The organism is Herbaspirillum sp. alder98 (assembly GCF_020179755.1).
GTDB lineage: Bacteria > Pseudomonadota > Gammaproteobacteria > Burkholderiales > Burkholderiaceae_D > Herbaspirillum.
Genome location: NZ_JAIUCY010000014.1, coordinates 63,296 through 84,857, shown reverse-complemented (window position 1 = coordinate 84,857; position 21,562 = coordinate 63,296). Strand labels below are relative to the sequence as shown.

Genomic DNA, 21,562 nt, shown 5'->3' with positions numbered 1-21,562 from the left:
CGGCGGCGCCACCGGATGGCAGGCGACGCCGCGCATGGACAGTCACTCAGGCGTCAGGGCTTGGAAGCCTTTTCCGCAAAGCTGTTATCGACTGCACTTTCATAGGTTACCTCGCCCTGCTTGATGTTGCCGATCGAGATCTGCAGATCGAGCCCGGCCTGGAACGCCTGGCGCGAGATGGAGGGCGTAGCCGGATAGATCTTCTGCGCCAGCATGCGCTTGACCGCCGCTTCCACTACCGCCTTGTCGAGCGAGGGGAACTCGGCCACTGCCACCTTGTAGGCCACCTGCGGGGTGGTCTGCATCAGCTTCTCGGCGTCGGCGATGGCGTTGACGAAGTTCTGCACCATTTGCGGACGCTTCTGGATGGTCGACTTCAGGGTGTCGATGGTGGAGAACGCATACACGCCGTCATACTGCTTGGCGAAGTCGTGCACGATCTTGTAGCCATTGGCCAGCGCCTGTTCTACCTGCGGCTGGTAGAGCGTGGCCGCAGCAGCACGGCCGGCGGTCACCGGCGAGATCTCGGTGCCGATCGCCACCGTGTTCAACTTGACCGCCGACAGGCCTTTTTCCTTCAGCAGGTTCTGCAGCAGGTAAGTGCTGGTCGAAGGCGGCAGCGCGGCCGAGATGGTCTGGTCCTTCAGGTCGGCCACCGACTTGATGGGCGAGTCGCCCGGCGCCACCATCCACACCGGCACGCCCGACACCACCATCGCCACGTTGATCAGCGAAGCGCCCTTCAGGTTGGCCAGCACGGCCGTCATCGGGTCCTGCAGCGAGAAGTCGGCATGGCCGCCGATCACCGCCGCCACCCCTTGCGCGCCGCCACCTGCGGTGACCTTCTGCACCTCCAGGCCATGTTTGGTGAACAGGCCTTCGTTGATCGCCACGTACAGCGGCAGGTACTGGATGGACTGGAAGGCCTGGTAGATCACGGCCTTCTCGGCAGCCTGCACGGGCGCCGCCGCGAGGCAGCCGGTGACCATTGCGGCGCCGACCAGCGTGCGCAGGTACGTCATTGTTCGACTTTCCATGAAACGATCCTTTCTTCGGTGAGTTGGACTATCCAGGTGAGCACGGCTGCCATCAGCGTCAGGATGAGCACGCCCAGCCAGACCGTGTTGAGATCGAACAGCGAGCCGGCCACGAAAACTGCGTGCCCCAGTCCGCTTTCGGAGGCGATGAATTCGCCTACCACCGCGCCGATCAGCGCGAATCCGATGTTGATGCGCAAGATCGAGAAGATCCACGGGATCGAGGCCGGCAGGATCAGCTTGCGAAAGATCATGGCGCGCTGCGCCTTGAACGACTTGAACAGGTTCAGCAGGTCGCGATCGACTTCCTGGGCTGCCGCGCACGACGAGATCATGGCTACCGCAAAGGTCGAGATGCCGGCCAGCCAGATCTTCGACACCATGCCGGACCCGAACCAGATGATGATCAGCGGACCCAGCGCGATCTTGGGAATGCTGTTGAGCAGGATGGCAAACTGTTCGACGATGTCGGAGATGCGCGGATAGAACCACAGCACCAGCCCCAGCACGATGCCCAGCGCACTGCCCACCACCAGTCCCAGCACGGTCTCGGCCAGGGTGACCCAGGTGTCCCACAACAGTTGGCCCTTGGTGAAACCGATCACCGCCGACTTGTAGATGCCCAGCGGAGAACCCAGCAACTGGCCGTTGATCAGGCCGACCTGCGCCGCCATCTGCCACAGCACCACCATGATTACCAGGATGGTGACGACGATGGCGGTGGCGCCGTTGTTTTTCTTTTTCATGGCATATCCCTCTCAAGCGCTGGCGTGGGCGACGTCGCTGGCACGCAGGGCGTTCCAGATGGCCTTGTGATAGATCGGAAACTCCGGCGCGCCGCGCGCCGTGATGGCGTCGCGCAGTCCGTCGCTGCCTTCCACGCTAAGGACGATGTTTTCCTCGCGGGTGATCTTGGCCGGGCGGCCGCCCAGCACCACGATGCGATTGCTCATGGCGATCGCCTCGTCGATGTCGTGCGTCACCAGGATTACGCTGGTGCCTTCGGTGCGGGTCAGGTCGATGACATCGTTTTCCAGCATCAGCCGGGTTTCGTAGTCGAGTGCCGAGAACGGTTCGTCCAGCAGCACCACGGTAGGGCCGGCCAGCAGCGTGCGGGTCAGCGCCACGCGTTGCTTCATGCCACCCGACAGCGAATGCGGATAGGCATTGGCCACCGAGCGCAAACCATACCGATCCAGCATCGCCAGCGCCCGTTCACGGTCGGCATCGGTGACCTTGCGGTGCAGTTCGATGCCCAGCACGGCGTTGTCGAGGATGGTGCGCCACGGCAGCAGCAGGTCTTTCTGCAGCATGTAGGCGATGCTGCCCGGGCTGCCGTCGTCACGTTCGCCCAGCGCGATCTTGCCGGCGCTGGGCTTGAGCAACCCCGAGATGAGATTGAAGAGGGTGCTCTTGCCGGCGCCACTGCGGCCAACGATGGCCACGATCTCGGCGCGGCCGACGGCAAAGTTCAGGTTCTGGAAGATGCGGATTTCTTCATCATTGGATTTGATGAAGGAGTGACTGAGGTTTCTGACTTCAAGGCGGTTCTCCAACATTTGCTCCCGAAAGGCCACCCGGTACGGCGGCGGTTGAGTCAAAAGTGTTGCCATTTGATAACTATGCATAATGCATAATGTATTTTTCACTAAGCATTTGCTGTGCCAGGTCCGATGATCCGGGCGTCGGGCAAGAGTGCAGGCGGCGTGTGGCGGTTCGGCGGCGTTGGCCAACTGCGGGTTTGATTCATTGATGCGCCGGGACGGCACTTAAGCGCCCAATAATCGTGCGCATCAAGCTCATGTAACGGACGCTGACACGCATTAGCGGCGGCGCCCGACTGCGCAGGCTATGCACTAGCCGTTACTGTTGAGAACCAGTCATTTGAAAGGAGCCCATCATGGCCAAGGATGCACAGCAGCAGCGCATCAACGACACCTCGCAGGATGTCGATCTGCCTGGACTGGAAGCCGACCGGGTCATCCAGGCCAGTGACGAAGAAGCCGACGCGCTGGACGATCTGCAGCAAGACGAGCAGCGCGGCGCACCGCCACCGTTACGCGAGGAAGACATCGGACTGGCCCGCATAGCCGGCATCGACGAAGCGGAGGTCGGGCGCGAACTGAATGTGAGCGGCGACGAAGACGATGACGAGGATGATGCGGGCAATCCGGTAGGGGCGGGAGGATAGGACTCCCGTCGTGCCGGCGAAGGCCGGTACCCAGCGACGTTTGTTACGCCACCCGATCGGCAAAAAGACGCTGGGCCCTGACTTTCGTCAGGGCGACGGAGTTCAGGTTATAAGTATTTTTCCGTGTTGGTGTATGAAGTTAAATCTATAGATACCCCGTCGTGCCGGCGAAAGCCGGTACCCAGCGACGTTTGTTACGCCACCCGATCGGCAAAAAGACGCTGGGCCCTGACTTTCGTCAGGGCGACGGAGTTCAAGTTATAAGTATTCCGCCGTGCTGGCGTATGAAGTTAAATCTATAGATACCCCGTCGTGCCGGCGAAAGCCGGTACCCAGCGACGTTTGTTGCGCCACCCGGTCGGCAGAAAGACGCTGGGCCCTGACTTTCGTCAGGGCGACGGAGTTAAGGTTATAAGTATTCTGCCGTGCTGGCGTATGAAGGTAAATCTATAGATACCCCGTCGTGCCGGCGAAAGCCGGTACCCAGTGACGTTTATTGCGCCACCCGGTCGCTATAAAGACAATGGACCCGGGCGTTCCTCAGGGTGCCGGCCAGTTGGCCTTACCTTTCTTTGCATTGCTGTGGCAAAAGGCATGTTGTTACTCTGGCATGCCTTGCGGAGATGAATATAAATAGCAATAATTCTCATTTTCGCAAAGAGAATCTGGCCATGGCTTCCGGCACGCAAGATGTCCTGCTCACGCAGTTCTATGACGCTCACCACGACTGGCTGCAAGGCTGGTTGCGGCAGCGTCTGGGCTGTCGGCATGATGCGGCCGACCTGGCCCAGGACACCTTCATCCAGGTCGTGGCGGCGCGCAATGTCGAGCAGATCGACGAGCCGCGCGCCTTCCTGGCGACGCTGGCGCGGCGCGTCATGTTCAATTTCTGGCGTCGCCGCGACCTGGAGCGCGCCTATCTCGAGGAACTGGCCCGGATCGCCCCCGAACATGCGCCTTCGCAGGAAGACCGGGCCCTGATACTGGAAGCCCTGCACCAGATCGACGCCGTGCTGGGCAGCCTCAAGCCCAAGGTGCGCCAGGTATTTCTGTTGAGCCAGCTGCAGGAGCTGACCTATCGCGAGATCGGCGAACAGCTGGACCTGCCGGTCATCACCGTGCGCCGCTACATGACCCAGGCCATGCGCGCCTGCTGGCTGGCGGGCGAGTCATGAACGCACGGCAGGCGCTGGACAATCCCGCAGCCGAAGAGGCGATCGAATGGATGGTGCTGTTTCGCTCCGGCGAGGCGAGCCCGGACGACTATCGTCGCTTCACCGATTGGCGCGCGGTGCCCGGCAACGGCCAGGCCTGGGAGCGCATCCAGGGCATGCTGCAACGCTCGTTCGCCCCGGTGCGTGAGGTGGAAGGGCGGGCCCAGGGCCAGGTCCAGGCGGTCGAGCGGATCGTGTTGCGCCCGGCATCGCAGGGGCGGCGCAAGGTATTGCGTTCGACCCTGGCACTGGCGCTGACCGGGGTAGCCACCAGTTATCTGGTCAACCGTTTTCACCCGGTGCTGGCCTGGCGTTCCGATCTGCATACGGCCACCGGCGAGCGCCAGCGCGTCGATCTGCCGGACGGCAGCAGCCTGGTGCTCAACGCCCGCACGGCAGTCGATATCGACTATCGCCCGGACCTGCGCCGCATCCGCTTGCGGCAGGGGGAATTGATCGCCACGGTGGCCGCCGACCCGACGCGGCCCTTCGTGGTCGATACCGAACACGGCCAGGCGCGTGCGCTGGGCACGCGTTTCCTGGTGCGTCAGGAGTCACAACGGTCGCTGGCGCTGGTGCTGGAACACAGCATCCGGGTCAGCACCGCCGCCGGTGAAGAGGTGCTCCAGAGCGGCCAGGCCGCTTACTACAATCCCCACGCCATCAAGCCGGTAGCGAGTGACCTGACGGGCCGCGCGGCCTGGGTCGATGGCATGCTGGTGGCCAACGACGAACCGCTGGCCGATGTCATCGAAGCGCTGCGGCCTTACCGGACGGGTTATGTGCGGATGTCGCCGGCGGCGGCGCAGTTACGGGTGCTGGGCGCGTTTCCGCTGGACGACACCGACAACCTGCTGCGTTCGCTGGCGCAGACCATGCCGATCAGCGTGCGCAATCTGGGCGCACTGGTGCTGATCGACGTCAAATAACAAGAATTCATCGGCGCAACTGATCACTTTTCCCGGCCTGGCGTTACCTCCCTTGCAGAGCGACATCATCATCACAAAGCGATAATCGTCATGCAGCCGCCATTCACGCTGCAACTGCGGGCCGTGCTGGTCGCCGTCTCTGCTGCCTGCGCCGTGTTGTTCACCCATCCGGCGCTAGCCCAGAGATCGGCCAGCACGGTCCCGGTTGCCCATTATTACCAGTTGGCCGCAGGCCCGCTGGGCACTACCCTGATGCAAATCGCCCAGCAGAGCGGACAGGCCATCGCGGTCGATCCGGCGCTGGTACGTGGCCGTCAGGCGCAGCCGATCGCGGGCAACCTCACCGCTGCCCAGGCGGTGCAGCAGGCCATCGGCGCCAGCGACCTGGAACTGCAGCAAACCGACAATGGCACCTTGACCCTGAGGCGACGCGACAGCCCTGGTGCGCAGGAGCCGGACAACTTGCCGCAGGTGACGGTGGCAGTCGAGCGCCAGGCGCCCACCGAAGGCTCGGATGCCTATGCGGTGCAGCAAAGCAGCGCGGCCACCAGGCTCAATCTCTCGCCACGCGAGACGCCGCAATCGCTGACGGTGATCACTCGCGCCCGGATCGACGACTTTCACCTGGCCTCGATCAACGACGTCTTCTCCAGCACCGCGGGCATCACGGTCGAGAAGGTCGAGACCGAGCGCACTTATTACACGGCGCGCGGGTTCGGCATTACCAATTTCCAGTTTGACGGCGTCGGCATGCCGCTGACCTACAGCGAGCAGACCGGCGACCTCGACACGGCCATGTTCGATCGCATCGAGATCGTGCGCGGCGCCAATGGCCTGTCGTCGTCAGCCGGCAACCCCTCGGCCACGGTCAACTTCGTGCGCAAGCGGCCCACCGATGCACTGCAGGCCGCCGTCGGCATGACCATCAGTTCGTGGAACACGCGCCGCCTCGACGCCGATGTCTCGGGGCCCCTGAACCAGGCCGGGACGGTGGCTGCACGTATCGTCGCCGCCCATCAGGAGGGGCAGTCCTACCTGGATCGCTACCAGCCGACCAAGGACCTGTTCTATGGCGTGATCGAAGCCAGCCTCGACCCATCGACCCTGCTGACGCTGGGACACAGCGAGCAGAAAGTCCATGGCCGGGGCGCCATGTGGGGCGCCTTGCCGCTGGCCTATGCCGATGGCAGCCTGACCCGTTATGGCGTGGGCACCAGCAGCTCGGCGGAGTGGACTTATTATGATTCGGCCGAGCAGCGCAGCTTTGCCGAATTGAACCGCAAGCTGGCCGATGGCTGGCAGTGGAAGACCACGCTCAACTACAACGAGATCAAGAGCAACAGCGCCTTGCTGTACCTGTCGGGCAATCCCGATGCCGTCACCGGCGCCGGCCTGAGCGTCTATCCGTCGCTCTTTTCCGGCGCCAACCGGCAACTGTTCATGGACAGCAATATCACCGGAAAATACCGCCTGGCCGGGCGCGAGCACGATCTGACGGCGGGCGTCAGCTGGTCGCGTTCGCGGCTGGATAATGGCGGGCGAGACACCACTTCCGGATATGTTCCCATCAACGGCAGCACGGCATTCGACGGCGCTTTCGCCTATCCCGATTTCGATAACAGTCCGACCGGCAGTTCCTATACCGACCGTCGCAAGACGGTCTACGCCGCCACCCGCCTGGATCTGCACGACCGCCTCAAGCTGCTGCTGGGCGCCAACGCCACCCAGGCCGATTCGTCGGGCGCCGCCGAAGGCGTCAGCCATACTCTTAGTCAATCGGCGGTGTCACCCTATGTCGGCCTGGTGCTGGAGCTCAATCGCCAGCTATCGGCCTACGGCAGCTATACCAGCATCTTCAATCCCCAGACCGAGATCGACCGCAGTCGCGCCACGCTGGCGCCGGCCAGGGGCAAGAGCGTGGAACTGGGTTTGAAGGGCGAGTTCATGCAAGGCCGGGCCAATGCATCGGCCGCGTTGTTCCGGGTGGAGCAGAACGGCATCGCCGACGTGGCCGGCAGCTTCGACGATGGCGAGGCTTACTACCGCGGCATCAGGGCTCGCTCCGAAGGCGTCGAGGTCGATGTCGCCGGCGAACTGTCCAGGAACTGGCAGGTGGCGATCGGGGCGGTGATCCAGCGCATCGTCGGCGACCAGGGCGAATCGGCGCGCAAGTACGTGCCGCGCCGCCAGTGGCGACTGTCCAGCGTGTACCGCCTGCCGCAGCTGGAGCAGCTGAAGCTGGGGGCCAGTTTCAACTATCAGGGCCAGACCCGCTATGACGACAGCCAGCAGATCTACCAGGGCGGCTATTGGCTGCTCAACCTGATGGCGCGCTACGACATCGACAAGAACCTGAGCGTATCCGCCAACCTGAACAACGTCTTCAACAAGAAGTACCTGGCCAGCGTGTACTGGAACCAGGCGTACTACGCCGCGCCCATCAACGGCAGCGTATCGATCAACTGGAAGTATTGACGCCACCATGAAAAATGCCCCGCTGTCAGACGACAGCGGGGCATTGAACGGCGCATCAAGCGGGGATCACAGATCCAGCTTCAAGCGCGCCACGATGCTGCGCTCGGTGCCGGGCATGACGTACAGGTTGGCCCACGAACCGGTGTAATAGTTACGATTGAACAGGTTGTGCACGTCCAGCGAAAGGCGCACCGTCTTGCTCACCTGCCAGTAACTGAGCAGCTTGACGATGGTATAGGCCGGCAGCGAATAGGTATCGGCGGTATTGCCAGAACGGTTGCCCACGTAGTTGACGCCACCACCGATCCCATAGCGGCTGCCATTGGGCAGCGCATCTTCACGAATCGTCAGCAGGCCAGCGCTATAGGCTGGGATGTTGGCCAGGCGCGTGCCCGTGGCGAGCGTACGATCCTTGCTCACGCGTGCATCGTCCCACGAGAAATTGGCCGATATGCGCCAGTTGACATTGATCTGGCCAAACACATCGGCCTCGAAACCGGTGCTCTTGACCTCGCCTGCCGCCTGCTGGAATCCGACAACATTGCTGGCGGTCAGCACATTGGTCTTGGTGATGTCGTAGAGCGCAAAGTTGGCGCCCAGGCGTTCGTCGGCGGTCTGCAGTTTCAGGCCGGCTTCATAGGCGGTCGAGTGCTGCGGATCGAAGGCGCGCCCATTGACATCGGTGCCGCTGTTGCCACGGAAGGACTTGCCGGCCGACAGGTAGAGCGAGCTCCAGGCGTTGGGCAGGTAGGTAATGCCGGCGCGCGGCGACAAGGCGCTTTGCTGCTGCGAGGTATTGGTGACGCCACCGACGCGATTCTGGATGCTCTGGTTGTACTGGTCCCAGCGCAGGCCCGCCAGCAATTGCCAGGCCGGCGACAGGCTGATCTGGTCCTGCACGAACACGGCCTTGACGCGCTGGTATTCGTCCGAGCTGCTGGTGCGGTTGGTCGGTGTCAGCGGCGTGGCGCCATAGACCGGATTGTAGATGTCGATGGGCATGTCGGCCGAGCGCAGGATCTCGGTGTTCATCCACAGTCGCGATGCCTCGGTGCCGAACAGCATCGTGTGACCGATGCTGCCGGTGTGGAACTTGCCTTCCAGTTCAGCCTGCAGCGACACATCGCGCGAAGGCAACTGGCGCCATGTGCGGGTGCGGTGCAGGGTCCGGTTATTGGCGTCCAGCGGGTTGGACAACGCTGCCTCGGTGTAATAGCCGTCGAAACTGCTTTCCTTGTAGCTGGCGCCGATGCGGGCGCGCCAGTTATCAGACAGGGTGCGGTCCAGCGTCAGCTGGTGCGTATTGCTGGTCATGTTCATGTTGCCGTCGGAGGGCTCGTTGAGCACACGGTCGCGCGGCAACGTGCCGAGCACGCCGCGCACGTTGATCAGGCCCCGGTCCAGCGGCGTGCTGGCCCGCAGGAACTCGCCCTCGTAGTTCAGCATGGTGTTCTTGTCGATCACCCAGGCGAAGGCCGGGGCGATCAGCGAGCGGCGGTTGCTGAGCAGGTTCGAGCGCGAATCGCCTTCTTCGGTCATCAGGTTCAGGCGATAGGCCAGGCTCTGGGTCAGCGGCCCGGTGCTGTCGAGGGTGGCGCGCTTGAGTCCGGCGCTGCCGGCGCTGACTTCGGCCACGTTGCGCGGCGTGAATTGCGGCTTCTTGGTCACGATGTTGATGGTGCCGCCCGGTTCACTGCTGCCGTAGATGGCCGAGGCCGGGCCCTTCAGGAACTCGAAGCGCTCGACAGTGGCGGTGTCGCGACGTGGGTTGTAGCCGCGCGAACCGGGGAAGCCGTTGACCAGGAAACCCATGTCGGTGCTGCTGAAGCCACGGATGCCGAAGTTGTCCCAGGTGCCGCCGAAATCGTTGAGACGGCTGATGCCGCTGACAAAATCGACGGTATCGGCCAGGCGCACGGCGCCCAGGTCATCGATCTGCTGTGCGGTGATGATGCGCACCGATTGCGGCACTTCCCGCAGCGGGGTATCGGTGCGGGTAGCGCCGCTGCTGCTGGTGGCGGTATACGAGCGGGCCTTGTTGTCGGAGACCACGCTGATCTCGGGCAGTGCCGATTCGGCGGGAGCGCTGGTGGTTTGAGCCCAGGCCATCGCGTGGGTAGACAACAGACTCACTGCCAGAAGACGAGTCGGGAAGGGACGGCGCGGTCGCAAATGCATGGATTTCGGCTTAAAAATAGAAAGAGGCCGAAATATAAATGATAATTGTTAACTTTTGTAAGGGGGGCTTCAGAATATTTGCGAGTACGTGGTAGCGAGACAACGGAGTCGAGCGCTTTTCAGCCCACCGCTTGTGCAATGACCGAGAACAGCTGCATCTCTGCGGCATCGGGCACGGATGGCGCAGGGGCCTGGCCCAGGCGCATGGGAACGATGCTGTCGACATGCGCCAGTCCGATCTCGATCAGCCATGCACTGAGGCCCGCCGTGGCGAAGACGTCGATGCGAATGAAGTCGCCGGCACGGGCCGTGACCCAATGCGTGATCAGTGCCTTGGCATGTGCGATATCGGGCGCCACCACCGGGCCGACCAGGTGGCCGTGGCCAAACGGACGGATCAGCGCAAAGCCGGTCATCTCGCCCGCTCGTTCGATGACGATCCCGTCGGCCAATCCCCCCAGCGCTTCCAGGATGTGACCACGGTCCATGCCGCTGGCGATCGCATCGAGCGCCTTGATGCGAGCAATGTCGGTCGGGACAAATGGGCGCAAGCGCGCGCCATCGGGCAACGGCGCCGATACCGGGGGCAAGTGCGCGCCCTGGTGCTGGTGCGTCGTGCCGGTGGCGACGAAGCCCAGTTTTTCGTATAGCGGCTGTCCCGCTTCGGTCGCATTGAGCAGCCGCACCCGGCCACGGGTGCGCTCAAGCAATGCCTGCATCAGGCGGCGACCGAGGCCATGCCCCTGCATCGCTGGCTGCACGATGACCATGCCAAAGCTGGCGTGTTGCTGGCCCAGGTTGAAGTGCAGGGCAGTGCCGACCACCGCCGGCGCCGCATCGTCCCGGTGCATTTCAACGACCAGGCCGTGGCCCACGCTTTGAAGGAATTGCCAGTCCTGCAGCCGGTGCGGCCATTGCAGTTGCTGCGACAGTTGATGGCAGGCCGTGATATCAGCCGTTGTCAGCGGCCGCGTGGTGAATTCTTCGTGCGCATTGCGCGTGAGGATGTGGGTGCTGGAAGGGATGGCCGGCATGCGTGCAATTACATGCGTTGCGACTTCGATTCCAGTATTTGCAAGCGCAGGATGTCGGTAGCCAGCGCAGCAAGTTCTTCCAGGGCCTGGCGCTCGTGCGAGCGCAGAATCCGGGGCTCGGTATCGATGACGCATAGTGAGCCGAACGCCATGCCCTGGTACATGAGGCGAATGCCTGCATAAAACCGGGCGAAGGGCGCCGAGATCACCAGCGGGTTGTTCTTGAACCGCGCGTCCTTGGTGGCGTCGACGACGCAGAAGACCTCGCTCTGGGCGATGGTGTAGTTGCAGAACGCCCATGATCGCGGCGTGCCGGTGATGTTCAAGCCATGGGCCGATCTGAAGATCTGCCGCTCCGAAGTCAAAAAAGTGATCAGCGCAATCGGCGTGTCGAGCAATTCGTTCGCCAGCCAGGTCACCCGGTGAAATGCAGTTTCAGATGTCGCGTCTTCCATCGTGTTCTCGACAAAGTCGGCACGTTCTGATTCGTTATGAATGACCGGATAGGCGCTGTCGGCCAGCGAGACGATTTCAGTCGTGGTGATGGCGCCTGGCTCGTCCCTCACTACCTCTTGATGTCCAAGCAGCGACATCACCGAGCTATGGCGGGTGCGGCGATGTCCGCCTGGCGTTTTCCACGAGGCGAGCATGCCGCTCTCCATCCACATCTGTGCGGTCGTGATCGACACACCCAACAATTTGGCCGCTTCCCGCGAGGTCATCGCGGGATCGCTGTCCGGCGCGTCGTCGTGATCAGAAGGTGCTGCACGTCCCATATAACCAATCCTTTAAAAATTATAGCTTGCCGACGTGAGCATCTTTCACATATTTTAAATTTGCCATATTTAAAAAGCTAAATTACAACAAAATACAAAATATGTGAGTGCCTGCTTTTAGATTAATGTGAATATGTGCAAAATACGCAATATCTAAAGACGAGCTGGGTAACGGGCAAAGCAAGACGGCTGTGGTGGGAAATCAGTGAATATTTTTCCAGAGGGAAATCTTCTGTGGGTTCGCAGTGAGACAGGTGTTGGAACACGGATGTGCTGCATGCGCCACGTCGAAGCTTTGCCAAAGGCAAGATTGTAGTGCGCAACGGGACTTGGCGCAGGGCCGAGTCGGAATGTTTTGGCCAAACCTGATGCCGATCAGTTTTTTGCTGTTGAGAAAAACAAGACATCACCAGCATCGCACCCCCATCTCTCCCGCTACGGGAGGGATTTTTGGCTCTGATCGCATTTGGATCAGGGCTTTTTTTTGTCCACGTGGAAGCGTCGCCCGGCGCGTTGGCTACGCAGCGGGCAAAGCCATGATTTCAAGCCCCCTTGCGCACCCCGTCATCACGGCGGTGCGTGCTCAATCTCTCGGAGACCCCCATGAAGTTGTTCGCACATATGAAGATCGGCACCAAACTGGGCCTGGGCTTTGCCGCCGTGTTGATCATGATGACGTTGCTGGTGGCAGTGTCACTCACCAGCCTGGCGGCGTTGACGACATCGATCGATACGTCCGACGCCGTCCAGTCCCAGAAGCTGGACCCCTTGTACGACGCAAGAGAGGCATTGGCGCAGACCGGATTGGCGGCACGCAACGCCTACGTGTTCGAGAGCGAGCAGGATGCGCAAGCCGAGTTGAAGATACTGGACCAGCAGCGTGCGATCTACCTCGCCAGCCTGAAGCAGCTGACGCCGGTGTTCGCAGGTAATGCCGACTTCGACAAGGTGCGGACCGGCTTGCTCAGGATGGCAGCCGAACTGGACAAGCCCAGGCAATATCGCGAGGCCGGTCGCATGACCGAGTATCGCAATTTCCTGGTCACGGAATGCAGTCCATTGCGCCGTCAGATCGTGATCGACATGAACCAGGTCATCGCCAATGTCGATCGCGAGAACGAGATGGCCCATGAACGGACCTCCGACGTTTCAAGCGCGGCGAAAAGTCGTATCGCGCAATTGGCGGTCCTGGCGATTGTCATTGCCATGGCCATCGCCTTCACGATCACACGCGCTCTGTTGCGGCAATTGGGCGGTGAGCCGACCTATGCGGCCGATATTGCGCGGGCCATCGCGCACGGCGACCTGTCCACGGAGGTGCAGATCCGCAAGGGCGACCAGGGCAGCCTTTTATATGCCATCAAGTCGATGCGCGACAGCCTGTCGTCGATTGTCAGCCAGGTGCGGCAAGGCACCGTGTCGATCGAGCAGGCGGCAGCCGAGATCGCAACCGGCAACCTGGACCTTTCGGCTCGCACCGAACAGCAGGCCGGTTCACTCGAGGAAACCGCCTCGGCCATGGAACAATTGACCTCTACCGTCAGGCAGAACGCCGACAACGCACAGCATGCCAATCGCATGGCGGTGTCGGCGTCGGATATCGCCCTGGAGGGTGGAGGGGTAGTGGAGCGAGTGGTGCAGACGATGGGGGCGATCAACGATTCGTCGCGCAAGATCGTCGACATCATCAGCGTCATCGACGGCATCGCCTTCCAGACCAATATCCTGGCATTGAATGCAGCGGTGGAAGCCGCGCGTGCCGGTGAGCAAGGCCGTGGCTTCGCCGTGGTTGCCTCGGAAGTGCGAAGCCTGGCGCAACGCAGTGCCGCAGCCGCCAAGGAAATCAAGACTCTCATTGGTGACTCCGTCGACAAGATAGATAGCGGCAGTGCGCTCGTCAGGGAAGCCGGGGCAGCCATGACCCGGATCGTCGATAGCGTGCGCGATGTCACTGCCATCGTGGCGGGAATATCGGAGGCAAGCCGCGAGCAGAGCGACGGTATTGCCCAGGTCAACCTGGCCGTCGGCCACATGGACGAAACCACGCAACAGAATTCAGCGCTGGTCGAGCAGGCCAGTGCCGCAGCGGAAGCGCTGAAGGATCAGGCCAGTTCCCTGGCCGGCCTGGTGTCGGTATTCAAATTGACGAGGCTGCCTGGCGCCACCGGGGTGCCCGCCATCGGCTTCTCCGCGAGCATCTGAAACTAGCTGGCATGCCGCCTGAAGATGGCCTGACTTAATTCCAATTCTGTTAATTTTATATTGCGCCAGGCCGAGCACTGCTCGGCCTGGCTGCATGCGTTATCCCGCGTTTACCTCGCTCCCATGAAAACGATTTTATTAGTTAAAAGTAATGGCGTGAAATTTCTCTTTCGAAACAGAAGCGAGATTTTTTGTGAATATATTCAGATTCAAAAGACGGTATAACGTAATCAATAGTTAAAGCTCAGCCGTCAGCCTGGCAGGTGGGGCGGCGTGGCTAATTTTGGGGAAGCAGATCGGCGTGGCTGTCTTATTGATGGAGCATCCAGAAGGTGGGTCGTCAGAGATCAGGAAGGCGCTCTATTCGATGGAATTCGATGTGAGAGTGGCCGGCTCGGTCTCTCAATTGAATAGTGAGCTTCAAAAAAAAAGCCGTTGATCATCATCATCGATGCCTGGCAGCTGTTGCGTGAACGCATGGCTCTGGTGGCCAACCTGCGCCAGAGATTCCCGATGCTAGGGATAGTGGTGCTGGCGGGAATGCGCGATGAGGCCTCGCATGCCAGGGTGTTGCATGATGGCGCGGACTACTTTCTGTACAAGCCGATCAAGGATTCGGTGTTGCTCGCCACGATACGGTCTTTCATGCGCAGGCTGTCGATCCTGACCGACGCCGTCGTGAACACCGACGAGAGTTGGCGCCTGCATCGGCGTAACTGCATGCTGGGTGGCCCCAGTGGCGAGCGAATTTCTCTTAGCGACCGGGAGTGCGCGGTACTGACAACGTTATTCCTGAGTCCCAACGTTCCGGTCAGCAGCGAGCGATTGTTGCAGGCGCTCAACATGGCGACCGACCTCTTCGACCCGCATCGCATCGACACCATTATTTATCGTATCCGGAAGAAGCTCAGGCAAGCGCGACAGGGCGGGCTTGAAATCAGGAATGTCTACGGCAAAGGCTATATCTGTATAGGTTCTGAAGAAAGCGCGGTCTTTTATGTTTGGGATGGATGATTTTTGGACCGTGGGGCTGTTGAGTCTTGCGCTCACGTCGTCGGCTCTGGCGCTGGCATGCGTGAAGTTGAAATACGTGAGCGATCAACGCGACACCTTGCAGGCGCGCCTTGAGACATCGCTGCTCGATAACGAAGAACTCAAGAAGATCGCCTTGTACGACCATCTGACCGGACTGCCGAACAGGGTGCTGCTGGAGGACCGCATGCATCAGGTCATTGCCAAGTCCCGCAGGGCGGGCGGACAGTTCGTCGTGCTCTTTCTCGACCTCGATTGTTTCAAGGCGATCAATGACCAGTTCGGTCATGCTGCAGGCGACTTCCTGCTGACCCAGGTGGCGCAGCGCCTGTCGGCAACCATGCGGCATCAGGACACCATCGCCAGGCTCGGCGGCGATGAGTTCATCGTGATCGCCGAAACGGGCACCGCATCAAACGCATGCTCTGTGCGCGACAAGGCCGCCGGATGTTTCAGCGCCCCATTCATGGTGGCGGGCAAGTTGATGCAACTGGACGCCAGTATCGGACATGCCCGGTACCCGGACGACGGTCAATCGCTAAGCGAGTTGCTGGATCGGGCCGATATCGACATGTACAGCGGCAAGAAGGCGAAGAGTGCCGACCACCTCGGGCTATCTACCTTCGAAAATCCGTAGCCTTGCGTTTTCGATATGGTGCCGCATGGCAGCAGCGGTTCTTTCCCGCGAGCCGTCGATGATCGATTGCACGATGTCGTCGTGTTCGTCGTCGATGCCAGTGATGCGCTCGGCGCCATGTGGGCGGCCCAGGTTCTGTGCCAGTTCCATGCATTGACGGATCGGACCCAGTGCATGTTCGATCGTTGAAACGAAGAAAGGATTGTGTGAGGCATGGGCGATGGCCATGTGCAGCGCCAGATCTTCTTCTACCGCAGTGCGACCCGCAAGTTGTGCCTGGTGCAAGGCTTCGCGGGTCGAACGCATCCGCAGGATATCGGTTTCATCCCGGGCCTGGCTGGCCAATTCTGCGGCGCCCACTTCGACGCACAGCCGGAAGGCATAGTAGCGTTCGATATCGTGGATGCTCTCGATCTGGGGACGTGCCGGCACCGGCTGCGAAGGCCAGCGCTGGATATAGTTTCCCGACCCCCGGCGCGACACGACCACCCCTTCCGAGCGCAGGCGCGACAGCGCTTCGCGCACTGTCGTGCGCGAAGCCGAATAACGGCTGGCCAGCTCGACTTCGGTGGGCAGGCGTCGATTGTCCGACCATTCGCCGCGCAGGATGGCAGCAATGATCAATTTGCAGATCTGCTCCGAGCGGCTCGGTGGCGGGGAAGCGCGGTTGACGCTGAGAGGGGTAAGCATGTCTAACATGTACGATGACCTTCAATAGGGCGAGGCACGCTTACTATGCGCGACTCTGCTATCGACAGCAAGCCCAGCGTGCCGGAAATCGTCGGGTTCAATCTGACATCCTGCTGACATAAGGGTTGCGAGGCGAATTTAGGTGTCGAAGCCATTGACTTCCGGATAGTGGCTGATTAAAGTTGTCCACCTAAAGTGCGAATTAGTCGGACTAATTATCGACTTACATGTACGACATCGCATAACTAAAAAGTAAAACGCCAAACTGGAGACAACATGAAGTACGTCCGCGGAATCCGCTGGTGGATGGTCACGCTGGTCACATTGGGCTTGATCATCAACTACCTCGCACGCAATACCCTGTCGGTGGCTGCACCCACCATGATGGCCGAGCTGGAGATGTCGACCCAGCAGTATTCGTACATCGTGGTGGCGTGGCAGATCTGTTATGCCCTCATGCAGCCGGTGGCCGGTTATGTGCTGGACCTGGTCGGCACCAAGATCGGCTTTGGCATCTTCGCGCTGGCCTGGTCGCTGGTGTGCGCCCTGGCGGCGCTGGCCACCGGCTGGCAGAGCATGGCTTTCTTCCGTGGCCTCCTGGGCATGACCGAAGCTGCCGGCATTCCGGGCGGGGTGAAGGCCGCCACCGAATGGTTTCCGGCCAAGGAGCGGTCGGTGGCGATCGGCTGGTTCAACATCGGCGCCTCGATCGGGGCCTTGTGCGCGCCGCCGCTGGTGGTCTGGACCATCCTGCACGGCGGCTGGAAGATGTCGTTCGTGGTGGTAGGCATCCTGGGCGTGTTGTGGTTCATCCTGTGGGCGCTGTTCTACAAGAGCCCGCAGGACCAGAAGCGCCTGTCGCCCGAAGAGCGCCAGTACATCATCGAAGGCCAAGAGCCCAACGCCCGCCAGATTCCGCAAAAGGATGGCTGGCGCAAGATCGTCGGCAGCCAGAACTTCTGGTCGATCGCGATCCCGCGCTTTCTGTCGGAGCCGGCATGGCAGACCTTCAACGCCTGGATTCCGCTCTATATGGCCACCGAGCGCCACATGAACATCAAGGAAATCGCCATGTTCGCATGGCTGCCGTTTCTGGCCGCCGACATCGGTTGCGTGCTGGGCGGTTACATGAGCCCCTGGTTTCACAAGCACCTCAAGGTCTCGCTGTTCACGTCGCGCAAGCTGGTGATGCTGGTGGGAAGCCTGTCGATGATCGGCCCGGCCTGCGTGGGCTTTGTCGACAGTCCCTATGTGGCGATTGCCTTGCTGTCGGTGGGCGGCTTCGCGCACCAGACCTTGTCGGGCGCGCTGTATTCGATCACCTCCGACGTGTTCAGCAAGAACCAGGTCGCCACCGCTACCGGCCTGACCGGCATGAGCGGCTATCTGGGGGCGACCCTGTTCACCTTGCTGTTCGGCCTGTTGGTGACGCAGATCGGCTACGGTCCGTTGTTCATGCTGCTGGCTGCCTTCGATCTGGTCGCGGTGGCAGTGGTGTTCGCGATTGCGCGGCCGCGACCGGACGCCGTGGCCTGACGCCATCGCCTGACGTCATCGTTTAACCCACGGCTTCACTCCGGTGCTTCGGCAGGCAGGGCGCCGTGGGTGCTGAAGAAGCGGAACATCTCGCGCGAAGCATCCGGGCCTTGGGGCTCGGTATAGGAACCGCTGGCGCTGCCGCCCGACCAGGCGTGGCCAGCGCCGTGGATCACCCAGTGTTCGGCCAGCACCGGCTGGCCGTCTGCATGCAAGGTAGTGCGCGAGAACTGGCGACCGCCAGCGGCCCGGCCTTCTTCTACCAGTGTGCTGATGTGCTCCGGTCGCTCAAGGCCGGCCACGAAGTCGTCCACCACGACCTTGCCGTTGGCAGGGCTCACCGTGGTGTCGCGGTCGCCGTGAAAGACGATGACCGGCAGCTTGTGATCTTGCGGGCCATGGCGACGGCGCGAGATGCCTTTCATGGCGCTCAGCGCGGACGGCAAGTCGCTGGCCGACGCGTAGGGCAAGCCCGAATGCACTCCCACTGCGCGGTACAGTTCGGGATAGGTCGCGCCCATGATGACGGCCATCGCGCCACCGGCGGACAGCCCGGCCACATACACCTGGTTGCGATCGAGCTGGTAGCGCTCGATGACTTCATGGGTCATGCCGGCGATCAGCGACGGCTCACCCTGGCCGCGTTGCTGATCGATGGCGTTGAACCAGTTCCAGCACCTGGACGCATTGGCGCTGGCATCCTGCGCCGGGTATAACACGACGAATCCTTTCTCTTCGGCCAGCGCATTCATCTGCGTGCCGCGCGCGAAGTCGTCCGGGTCCTGGGTACAGCCGTGCAGCATCACCACCAACGGCATGGCCCGGCCCGAGGTGTTGGTCGGAACATAAACCTTGTAGCGACGGCTGCCGGCTGCGTTGCTGAAGGTGGCGGTGATGAATTTCTCGTCGACGGTATCCGTGCCGGGTGCGGCGCCGGGAAGGTAGTTGCGCGGCATCGGCGCACCGCCAAGGCTGGCGAACAAGGTGCGCAGCGACTGCGGCCCCGCGCCGTTGGGTGGCGTTTGCCCGGTCAGGCCAGCCGCCGAGAGTGCCCGCTGGATGATTTCTGTTGCACCGCCGGCATCTTGCGAGCGGAGGCGGCTGGTGATATCGGCCATTCGTGCATGAAGCTCGCTGAGCTTGGACATGACTTTTCCTTTGGGTTTGGCGTGCTAATGGATACGGCCTGCCAGCGCGGCCTTGACCGCGCTGGTGGCATGGAAGGCGCCCAGGACGGTGACCGATTCGATCACCGCGGCCGCCAGTTCGGGCGGGACATCGCTGGCGATCGTCGCCAGCCCCACCACCTGGATCTGCAAAGTTTCATTGGCTGCCTGCAGTTTTTCGAGTTGTTGCCTGCTATAGGTTTGCAGCCCCAGCACAAGGCTCTTGCGGGTCACCGTCTGCTTGACCACATCGGCGTGCACGCCCAGTTGATTGCGAATGGCGGTACGGATCAGGTCGGTGCGATTGGCATAGAAGCCCTCTTGCACCAACAGATCGATCTGTCCCAGATCCACCACACCGAGGTTGATGGTGATCTTTTCGCTATCGCCGACGCGCGGCTTGAGTTCGGTAACCGACATGTGTTTCCCTTGGGGTATTTATTGTTCAAATCATCCTTGTGGATTCCATATGGATGGTATGTGGATGGTTTCAAGGTGGCTGGGTGAAATAAATGGCGGCCTGTCTGACGTCCATTGGCAGCCTCGGCCGATAGACGCGCGCCATGCAATGGGGGGATGCTGATTGCAGCGGTCCACCCTGGACGAGACAGTCCACTTCACCTTTCAAAAGATAAACCGCATGCCAAAAAAACTGATCAAGGCCGTTCCGCGGCCATCGCAGCGCCTCGACCTGCTCAAGACCGCCAAGAACCTCAAGATGGCGCGCTCGGCCCAGGCTTATGTGCGCGGCAGCACCTTAAGGTTCTACGAATGGCTCAACCAGGCCGCCCCCAGCAACCTGCCCGAGGGTCCCGCCATCTGGATCTGTGGCGATTGCCATATCGGCAACCTGGGGCCGGTCGCCAGCGCCGATGGCCGGGTCCAGATCCAGATCCGCGACTTTGACCAGACCGTGATCGGCAATCCAACGCACGACCTGATCCGACTGGCCCTGTCGCTGGCGATGGCGGCGCGCAGTTCCGATCTTCCCGGCGTGATCACGGCCAAGCTGATGGAGGTATTAGTGCAGGGGTATGAGTCGGCATTTCAGGCGGGTGCGCCCAGCGAGGTAGACCAGAAGCCGAAGTCGGTACGCGTGGCACTGAAAAGCGCGCATCGTCGCACCTGGCGTGAACTGGCCCAGGAACGCATCGAAGGCAAGACGGTGCATATCCCCCTGGGCAAGCGTTTCTGGCCGGCATCCAAGCACGAGCGCCGTGTCATCGGCGAGCTGTTCCAGAGCCCTGATGCGCGAGAACTGGTGACGGCGCTGCGGCACCGCTCCAACGATGCCGAGGTCAAGATGCTCGACACGGCCTACTGGATGAAGGGATGCAGTTCGCTCGGCTTCCTCCGTTTTGCGGTCCTGCTGGACGCCGATGGACAGGCGACGCAACGCAGCAGCATCTGCCTGTTCGACATCAAGGAGGCGGTGACGGCCGCGGCTCCCCGTTATGCCGACGCCAGGATGCCGCGCGACAACGCTGAACGGGTGGTGGAAGGGGCACGGCATCTGTCGCCCCATCTGGGCACGCGCATGAAGGCCGCGCGCATGCTGGACCGGCCGGTCTTCATGCGGGAGTTGCTGCCGCAGGACTTGAAGCTGGAGATCGATCATGTGAGCCAGGCCGAGGCGATTCGTGCAGCGCGTTATCTGGCGCGGGTCGTGGGCCTGGCGCATGCACGCCAGATGGACGAATCCACACGTGCGGCGTGGAGTGCAGAGCTGGCGCGGCACCGCTCCAGGACCCTGGAGGTCCCGTCCTGGCTGTGGAGCAGCGTGGTCGATCTGGTGGCCAGCCATGAGCGGGCCTATCTGGAGCATTGCCGGCGCTATGCGCTGGCCGATCAGCCGATCGAATTCTGAGGCGCAGTAAAAAGCCCCGGCACAGCGGGCTGTCCGGGGCTTCGAGGATGGCGCGGCCGATCTTATCTGGAAGCGCTATCGTCTGGTGAATCGTCAGTCTTCGGTTCGCCGCGATAGATGTCGCCTTCTTCAGGGATGGCATCGCTCTGCTGGTTGGCTTGCGTCTGGCGCAACTCGTCCGGCTGCTCCTGGGCATCCGCTTCGGGTTGAGCGTCACCTGGCAACGGTTCCTGGTCTTCTGCGTTTTCAAGTTCTTCGTCGTCCGCCTGTGGCCGGGTGTCCGGCGAGCTCTGCTGCTGTTGCTGCTGCGAGTCGCCTTGTTCCTGCACGGGATTGCCTTGGGGCTGGTGGAGATTTGACATGGTGATTCCTTTTGAGCGCGGCCTGGCTTGAATCTGTCGGATCAGGCCACTGTGTCCGTTCCGCACCGGTCTGCAGCATCGCCAGGGGAAGCCCTGGGGGCATGGCTGCAGTGAAGAAGTTCATGGTGCGCCCGAAGACAGGGCAAGGATGTAGGCGTAACGCTTGTTAGGGCGTGAGGCAAGCAGTGGCTGCCCGTCCGCGCCTGTGGGATCACGATGCTGGGTCTTCCTGCCGG

General features: G+C 61.5%; 19 protein-coding genes. 9 read left to right on the top strand and 10 right to left on the bottom strand.

Annotated elements, in window-relative coordinates; genetic code table 11:
- Nucleotides 1-53: 53 nt before the first annotated feature.
- The 3 genes from LBW87_RS22400 to LBW87_RS22390 are packed head-to-tail and all read right to left on the bottom strand — an operon-like array spanning nt 54 to nt 2,596.
- Nucleotides 54-1,037, bottom strand: coding sequence for an ABC transporter substrate-binding protein (locus LBW87_RS22400; RefSeq protein WP_225203693.1), 984 nt, complete (start codon nt 1,035-1,037; stop codon nt 54-56).
- Nucleotides 1,019-1,783 carry an ABC transporter permease gene (locus tag LBW87_RS22395; protein ID WP_225203692.1) on the bottom strand — a complete coding sequence of 255 codons (765 nt, stop codon included), beginning with the start codon at nt 1,781-1,783 and terminating at the stop codon, nt 1,019-1,021. Before LBW87_RS22395 ends, LBW87_RS22400 begins: the two co-directional genes overlap by 19 nt.
- Before the next feature lie 12 nt (nt 1,784-1,795).
- The gene (locus LBW87_RS22390) at nt 1,796-2,596 is read right to left on the bottom strand and encodes an ABC transporter ATP-binding protein (protein WP_225203691.1); all 801 of its coding nucleotides are present in this window, start codon (nt 2,594-2,596) and stop codon (nt 1,796-1,798) included.
- A 341-nt stretch (nt 2,597-2,937) separates the two neighbouring features.
- Between LBW87_RS22390 and LBW87_RS22385 the strand changes: the two genes are divergently transcribed.
- The 4 genes from LBW87_RS22385 (at nt 2,938) to LBW87_RS22370 (ending at nt 7,846) form a co-directional block, all read left to right on the top strand.
- Nucleotides 2,938-3,228: a hypothetical protein gene (locus LBW87_RS22385; protein ID WP_225203690.1), complete on the top strand. Its 291-nt coding sequence runs from the start codon at nt 2,938-2,940 to the stop codon at nt 3,226-3,228.
- 671 nt (nt 3,229-3,899) lie between these two features.
- Nucleotides 3,900-4,403, top strand: coding sequence for a sigma-70 family RNA polymerase sigma factor (locus LBW87_RS22380; protein ID WP_225203689.1), 504 nt, complete (start codon nt 3,900-3,902; stop codon nt 4,401-4,403).
- Nucleotides 4,400-5,371: a FecR family protein gene (locus LBW87_RS22375; RefSeq protein ID WP_225203688.1), complete on the top strand. Its 972-nt coding sequence runs from the start codon at nt 4,400-4,402 to the stop codon at nt 5,369-5,371. The genes LBW87_RS22380 and LBW87_RS22375 overlap by 4 nt, the downstream gene beginning before the upstream one ends.
- Before the next feature lie 90 nt (nt 5,372-5,461).
- A complete protein-coding gene (locus tag LBW87_RS22370; RefSeq protein ID WP_225203687.1) occupies nt 5,462-7,846 on the top strand; it encodes a TonB-dependent siderophore receptor in 2,385 nt (794 codons plus the stop codon).
- Between the two features lie 66 nt (nt 7,847-7,912).
- Here LBW87_RS22370 and LBW87_RS22365 read toward each other — a convergent pair whose 3' ends face one another.
- From LBW87_RS22365 to LBW87_RS22355, 3 genes are all read right to left on the bottom strand, one after another.
- Complete coding sequence (locus LBW87_RS22365; protein ID WP_225203716.1) at nt 7,913-9,955, bottom strand: TonB-dependent siderophore receptor; 2,043 nt, start codon at nt 9,953-9,955, stop codon at nt 7,913-7,915.
- A 188-nt stretch (nt 9,956-10,143) separates the two neighbouring features.
- Nucleotides 10,144-11,058, bottom strand: coding sequence for a GNAT family N-acetyltransferase (locus LBW87_RS22360; RefSeq protein ID WP_225203686.1), 915 nt, complete (start codon nt 11,056-11,058; stop codon nt 10,144-10,146).
- Between the two features lie 8 nt (nt 11,059-11,066).
- Nucleotides 11,067-11,834 (bottom strand): GAF domain-containing protein, encoded by a 768-nt coding sequence (locus LBW87_RS22355; protein WP_225203685.1) that lies wholly within the window; start codon nt 11,832-11,834, stop codon nt 11,067-11,069.
- A gap of 603 nt (nt 11,835-12,437) precedes the next feature.
- Between LBW87_RS22355 and LBW87_RS22350 the strand changes: the two genes are divergently transcribed.
- The 3 genes from LBW87_RS22350 (at nt 12,438) to LBW87_RS22340 (ending at nt 15,705) form a co-directional block, all read left to right on the top strand.
- A complete protein-coding gene (locus LBW87_RS22350; RefSeq protein WP_225203684.1) occupies nt 12,438-14,036 on the top strand; it encodes a methyl-accepting chemotaxis protein in 1,599 nt (532 codons plus the stop codon).
- A gap of 435 nt (nt 14,037-14,471) precedes the next feature.
- Nucleotides 14,472-15,050 (top strand): response regulator transcription factor, encoded by a 579-nt coding sequence (locus LBW87_RS22345; protein WP_225203683.1) that lies wholly within the window; start codon nt 14,472-14,474, stop codon nt 15,048-15,050.
- Complete coding sequence (locus LBW87_RS22340; RefSeq protein WP_225203682.1) at nt 15,043-15,705, top strand: GGDEF domain-containing protein; 663 nt, start codon at nt 15,043-15,045, stop codon at nt 15,703-15,705. The genes LBW87_RS22345 and LBW87_RS22340 overlap by 8 nt, the downstream gene beginning before the upstream one ends.
- On the opposite strand, the gene LBW87_RS22335 is transcribed toward LBW87_RS22340, so the two are convergent.
- Complete coding sequence (locus LBW87_RS22335; protein ID WP_225203681.1) at nt 15,682-16,395, bottom strand: FadR/GntR family transcriptional regulator; 714 nt, start codon at nt 16,393-16,395, stop codon at nt 15,682-15,684. The two genes, LBW87_RS22340 and LBW87_RS22335, sit on opposite strands and share 24 nt — an antisense overlap.
- A 276-nt stretch (nt 16,396-16,671) precedes the next feature.
- On the opposite strand from LBW87_RS22335, the gene LBW87_RS22330 reads away from it, so the two are divergent.
- Nucleotides 16,672-17,931, top strand: coding sequence for an MFS transporter (locus LBW87_RS22330; protein WP_225203680.1), 1,260 nt, complete (start codon nt 16,672-16,674; stop codon nt 17,929-17,931).
- A gap of 35 nt (nt 17,932-17,966) precedes the next feature.
- Here the strand turns inward: LBW87_RS22330 and LBW87_RS22325 are convergent, their stop codons facing one another.
- Nucleotides 17,967-19,079: an alpha/beta hydrolase family esterase gene (locus tag LBW87_RS22325; protein WP_225203679.1), complete on the bottom strand. Its 1,113-nt coding sequence runs from the start codon at nt 19,077-19,079 to the stop codon at nt 17,967-17,969.
- A gap of 24 nt (nt 19,080-19,103) precedes the next feature.
- The gene (locus LBW87_RS22320) at nt 19,104-19,517 is read right to left on the bottom strand and encodes a CopG family transcriptional regulator (RefSeq protein ID WP_225203678.1); all 414 of its coding nucleotides are present in this window, start codon (nt 19,515-19,517) and stop codon (nt 19,104-19,106) included.
- A 220-nt stretch (nt 19,518-19,737) separates the two neighbouring features.
- Between LBW87_RS22320 and LBW87_RS22315 the strand changes: the two genes are divergently transcribed.
- On the top strand, nt 19,738-20,964 hold the full coding sequence (locus tag LBW87_RS22315) for a DUF2252 family protein (RefSeq protein ID WP_225203677.1): 1,227 nt from the start codon (nt 19,738-19,740) through the stop codon (nt 20,962-20,964).
- Nucleotides 20,965-21,026: 62 nt separating this feature from the next.
- On the opposite strand, the gene LBW87_RS22310 is transcribed toward LBW87_RS22315, so the two are convergent.
- Nucleotides 21,027-21,326, bottom strand: a complete 300-nt coding sequence (locus LBW87_RS22310) for a hypothetical protein (protein ID WP_225203676.1) — start codon at nt 21,324-21,326, stop codon at nt 21,027-21,029.
- Nucleotides 21,327-21,562: the final 236 nt, after the last annotated feature.

Bases quoted from the DNA above. Each gene is read 5' to 3' on its own strand.
- LBW87_RS22400 (WP_225203693.1), bottom strand. From the start codon at position 1,037: ATGGAAAGTCGAACAATGACGTACCTGCGCACGCTGGTCGGCGCCGCA.
- LBW87_RS22390 (WP_225203691.1), bottom strand. From the start codon at position 2,596: ATGTTGGAGAACCGCCTTGAAGTCAGAAACCTCAGTCACTCCTTCATC.
- LBW87_RS22315 (WP_225203677.1), top strand. From the start codon at position 19,738: ATGCCAAAAAAACTGATCAAGGCCGTTCCGCGGCCATCGCAGCGCCTC.
- LBW87_RS22310 (WP_225203676.1), bottom strand. From the start codon at position 21,326: ATGTCAAATCTCCACCAGCCCCAAGGCAATCCCGTGCAGGAACAAGGC.
- LBW87_RS22395 (WP_225203692.1), bottom strand. From the start codon at position 1,783: ATGAAAAAGAAAAACAACGGCGCCACCGCCATCGTCGTCACCATCCTG.
- LBW87_RS22380 (WP_225203689.1), top strand. From the start codon at position 3,900: ATGGCTTCCGGCACGCAAGATGTCCTGCTCACGCAGTTCTATGACGCT.
- LBW87_RS22325 (WP_225203679.1), bottom strand. From the start codon at position 19,079: ATGTCCAAGCTCAGCGAGCTTCATGCACGAATGGCCGATATCACCAGC.
- LBW87_RS22340 (WP_225203682.1), top strand. From the start codon at position 15,043: ATGGATGATTTTTGGACCGTGGGGCTGTTGAGTCTTGCGCTCACGTCG.
- LBW87_RS22385 (WP_225203690.1), top strand. From the start codon at position 2,938: ATGGCCAAGGATGCACAGCAGCAGCGCATCAACGACACCTCGCAGGAT.
- LBW87_RS22365 (WP_225203716.1), bottom strand. From the start codon at position 9,955: ATGGCCTGGGCTCAAACCACCAGCGCTCCCGCCGAATCGGCACTGCCC.
- LBW87_RS22350 (WP_225203684.1), top strand. From the start codon at position 12,438: ATGAAGTTGTTCGCACATATGAAGATCGGCACCAAACTGGGCCTGGGC.
- LBW87_RS22355 (WP_225203685.1), bottom strand. From the start codon at position 11,834: ATGGGACGTGCAGCACCTTCTGATCACGACGACGCGCCGGACAGCGAT.
- LBW87_RS22320 (WP_225203678.1), bottom strand. From the start codon at position 19,517: ATGTCGGTTACCGAACTCAAGCCGCGCGTCGGCGATAGCGAAAAGATC.
- LBW87_RS22330 (WP_225203680.1), top strand. From the start codon at position 16,672: ATGAAGTACGTCCGCGGAATCCGCTGGTGGATGGTCACGCTGGTCACA.
- LBW87_RS22360 (WP_225203686.1), bottom strand. From the start codon at position 11,058: ATGCCGGCCATCCCTTCCAGCACCCACATCCTCACGCGCAATGCGCAC.
- LBW87_RS22375 (WP_225203688.1), top strand. From the start codon at position 4,400: ATGAACGCACGGCAGGCGCTGGACAATCCCGCAGCCGAAGAGGCGATC.
- LBW87_RS22370 (WP_225203687.1), top strand. From the start codon at position 5,462: ATGCAGCCGCCATTCACGCTGCAACTGCGGGCCGTGCTGGTCGCCGTC.
- LBW87_RS22335 (WP_225203681.1), bottom strand. From the start codon at position 16,395: ATGCTTACCCCTCTCAGCGTCAACCGCGCTTCCCCGCCACCGAGCCGC.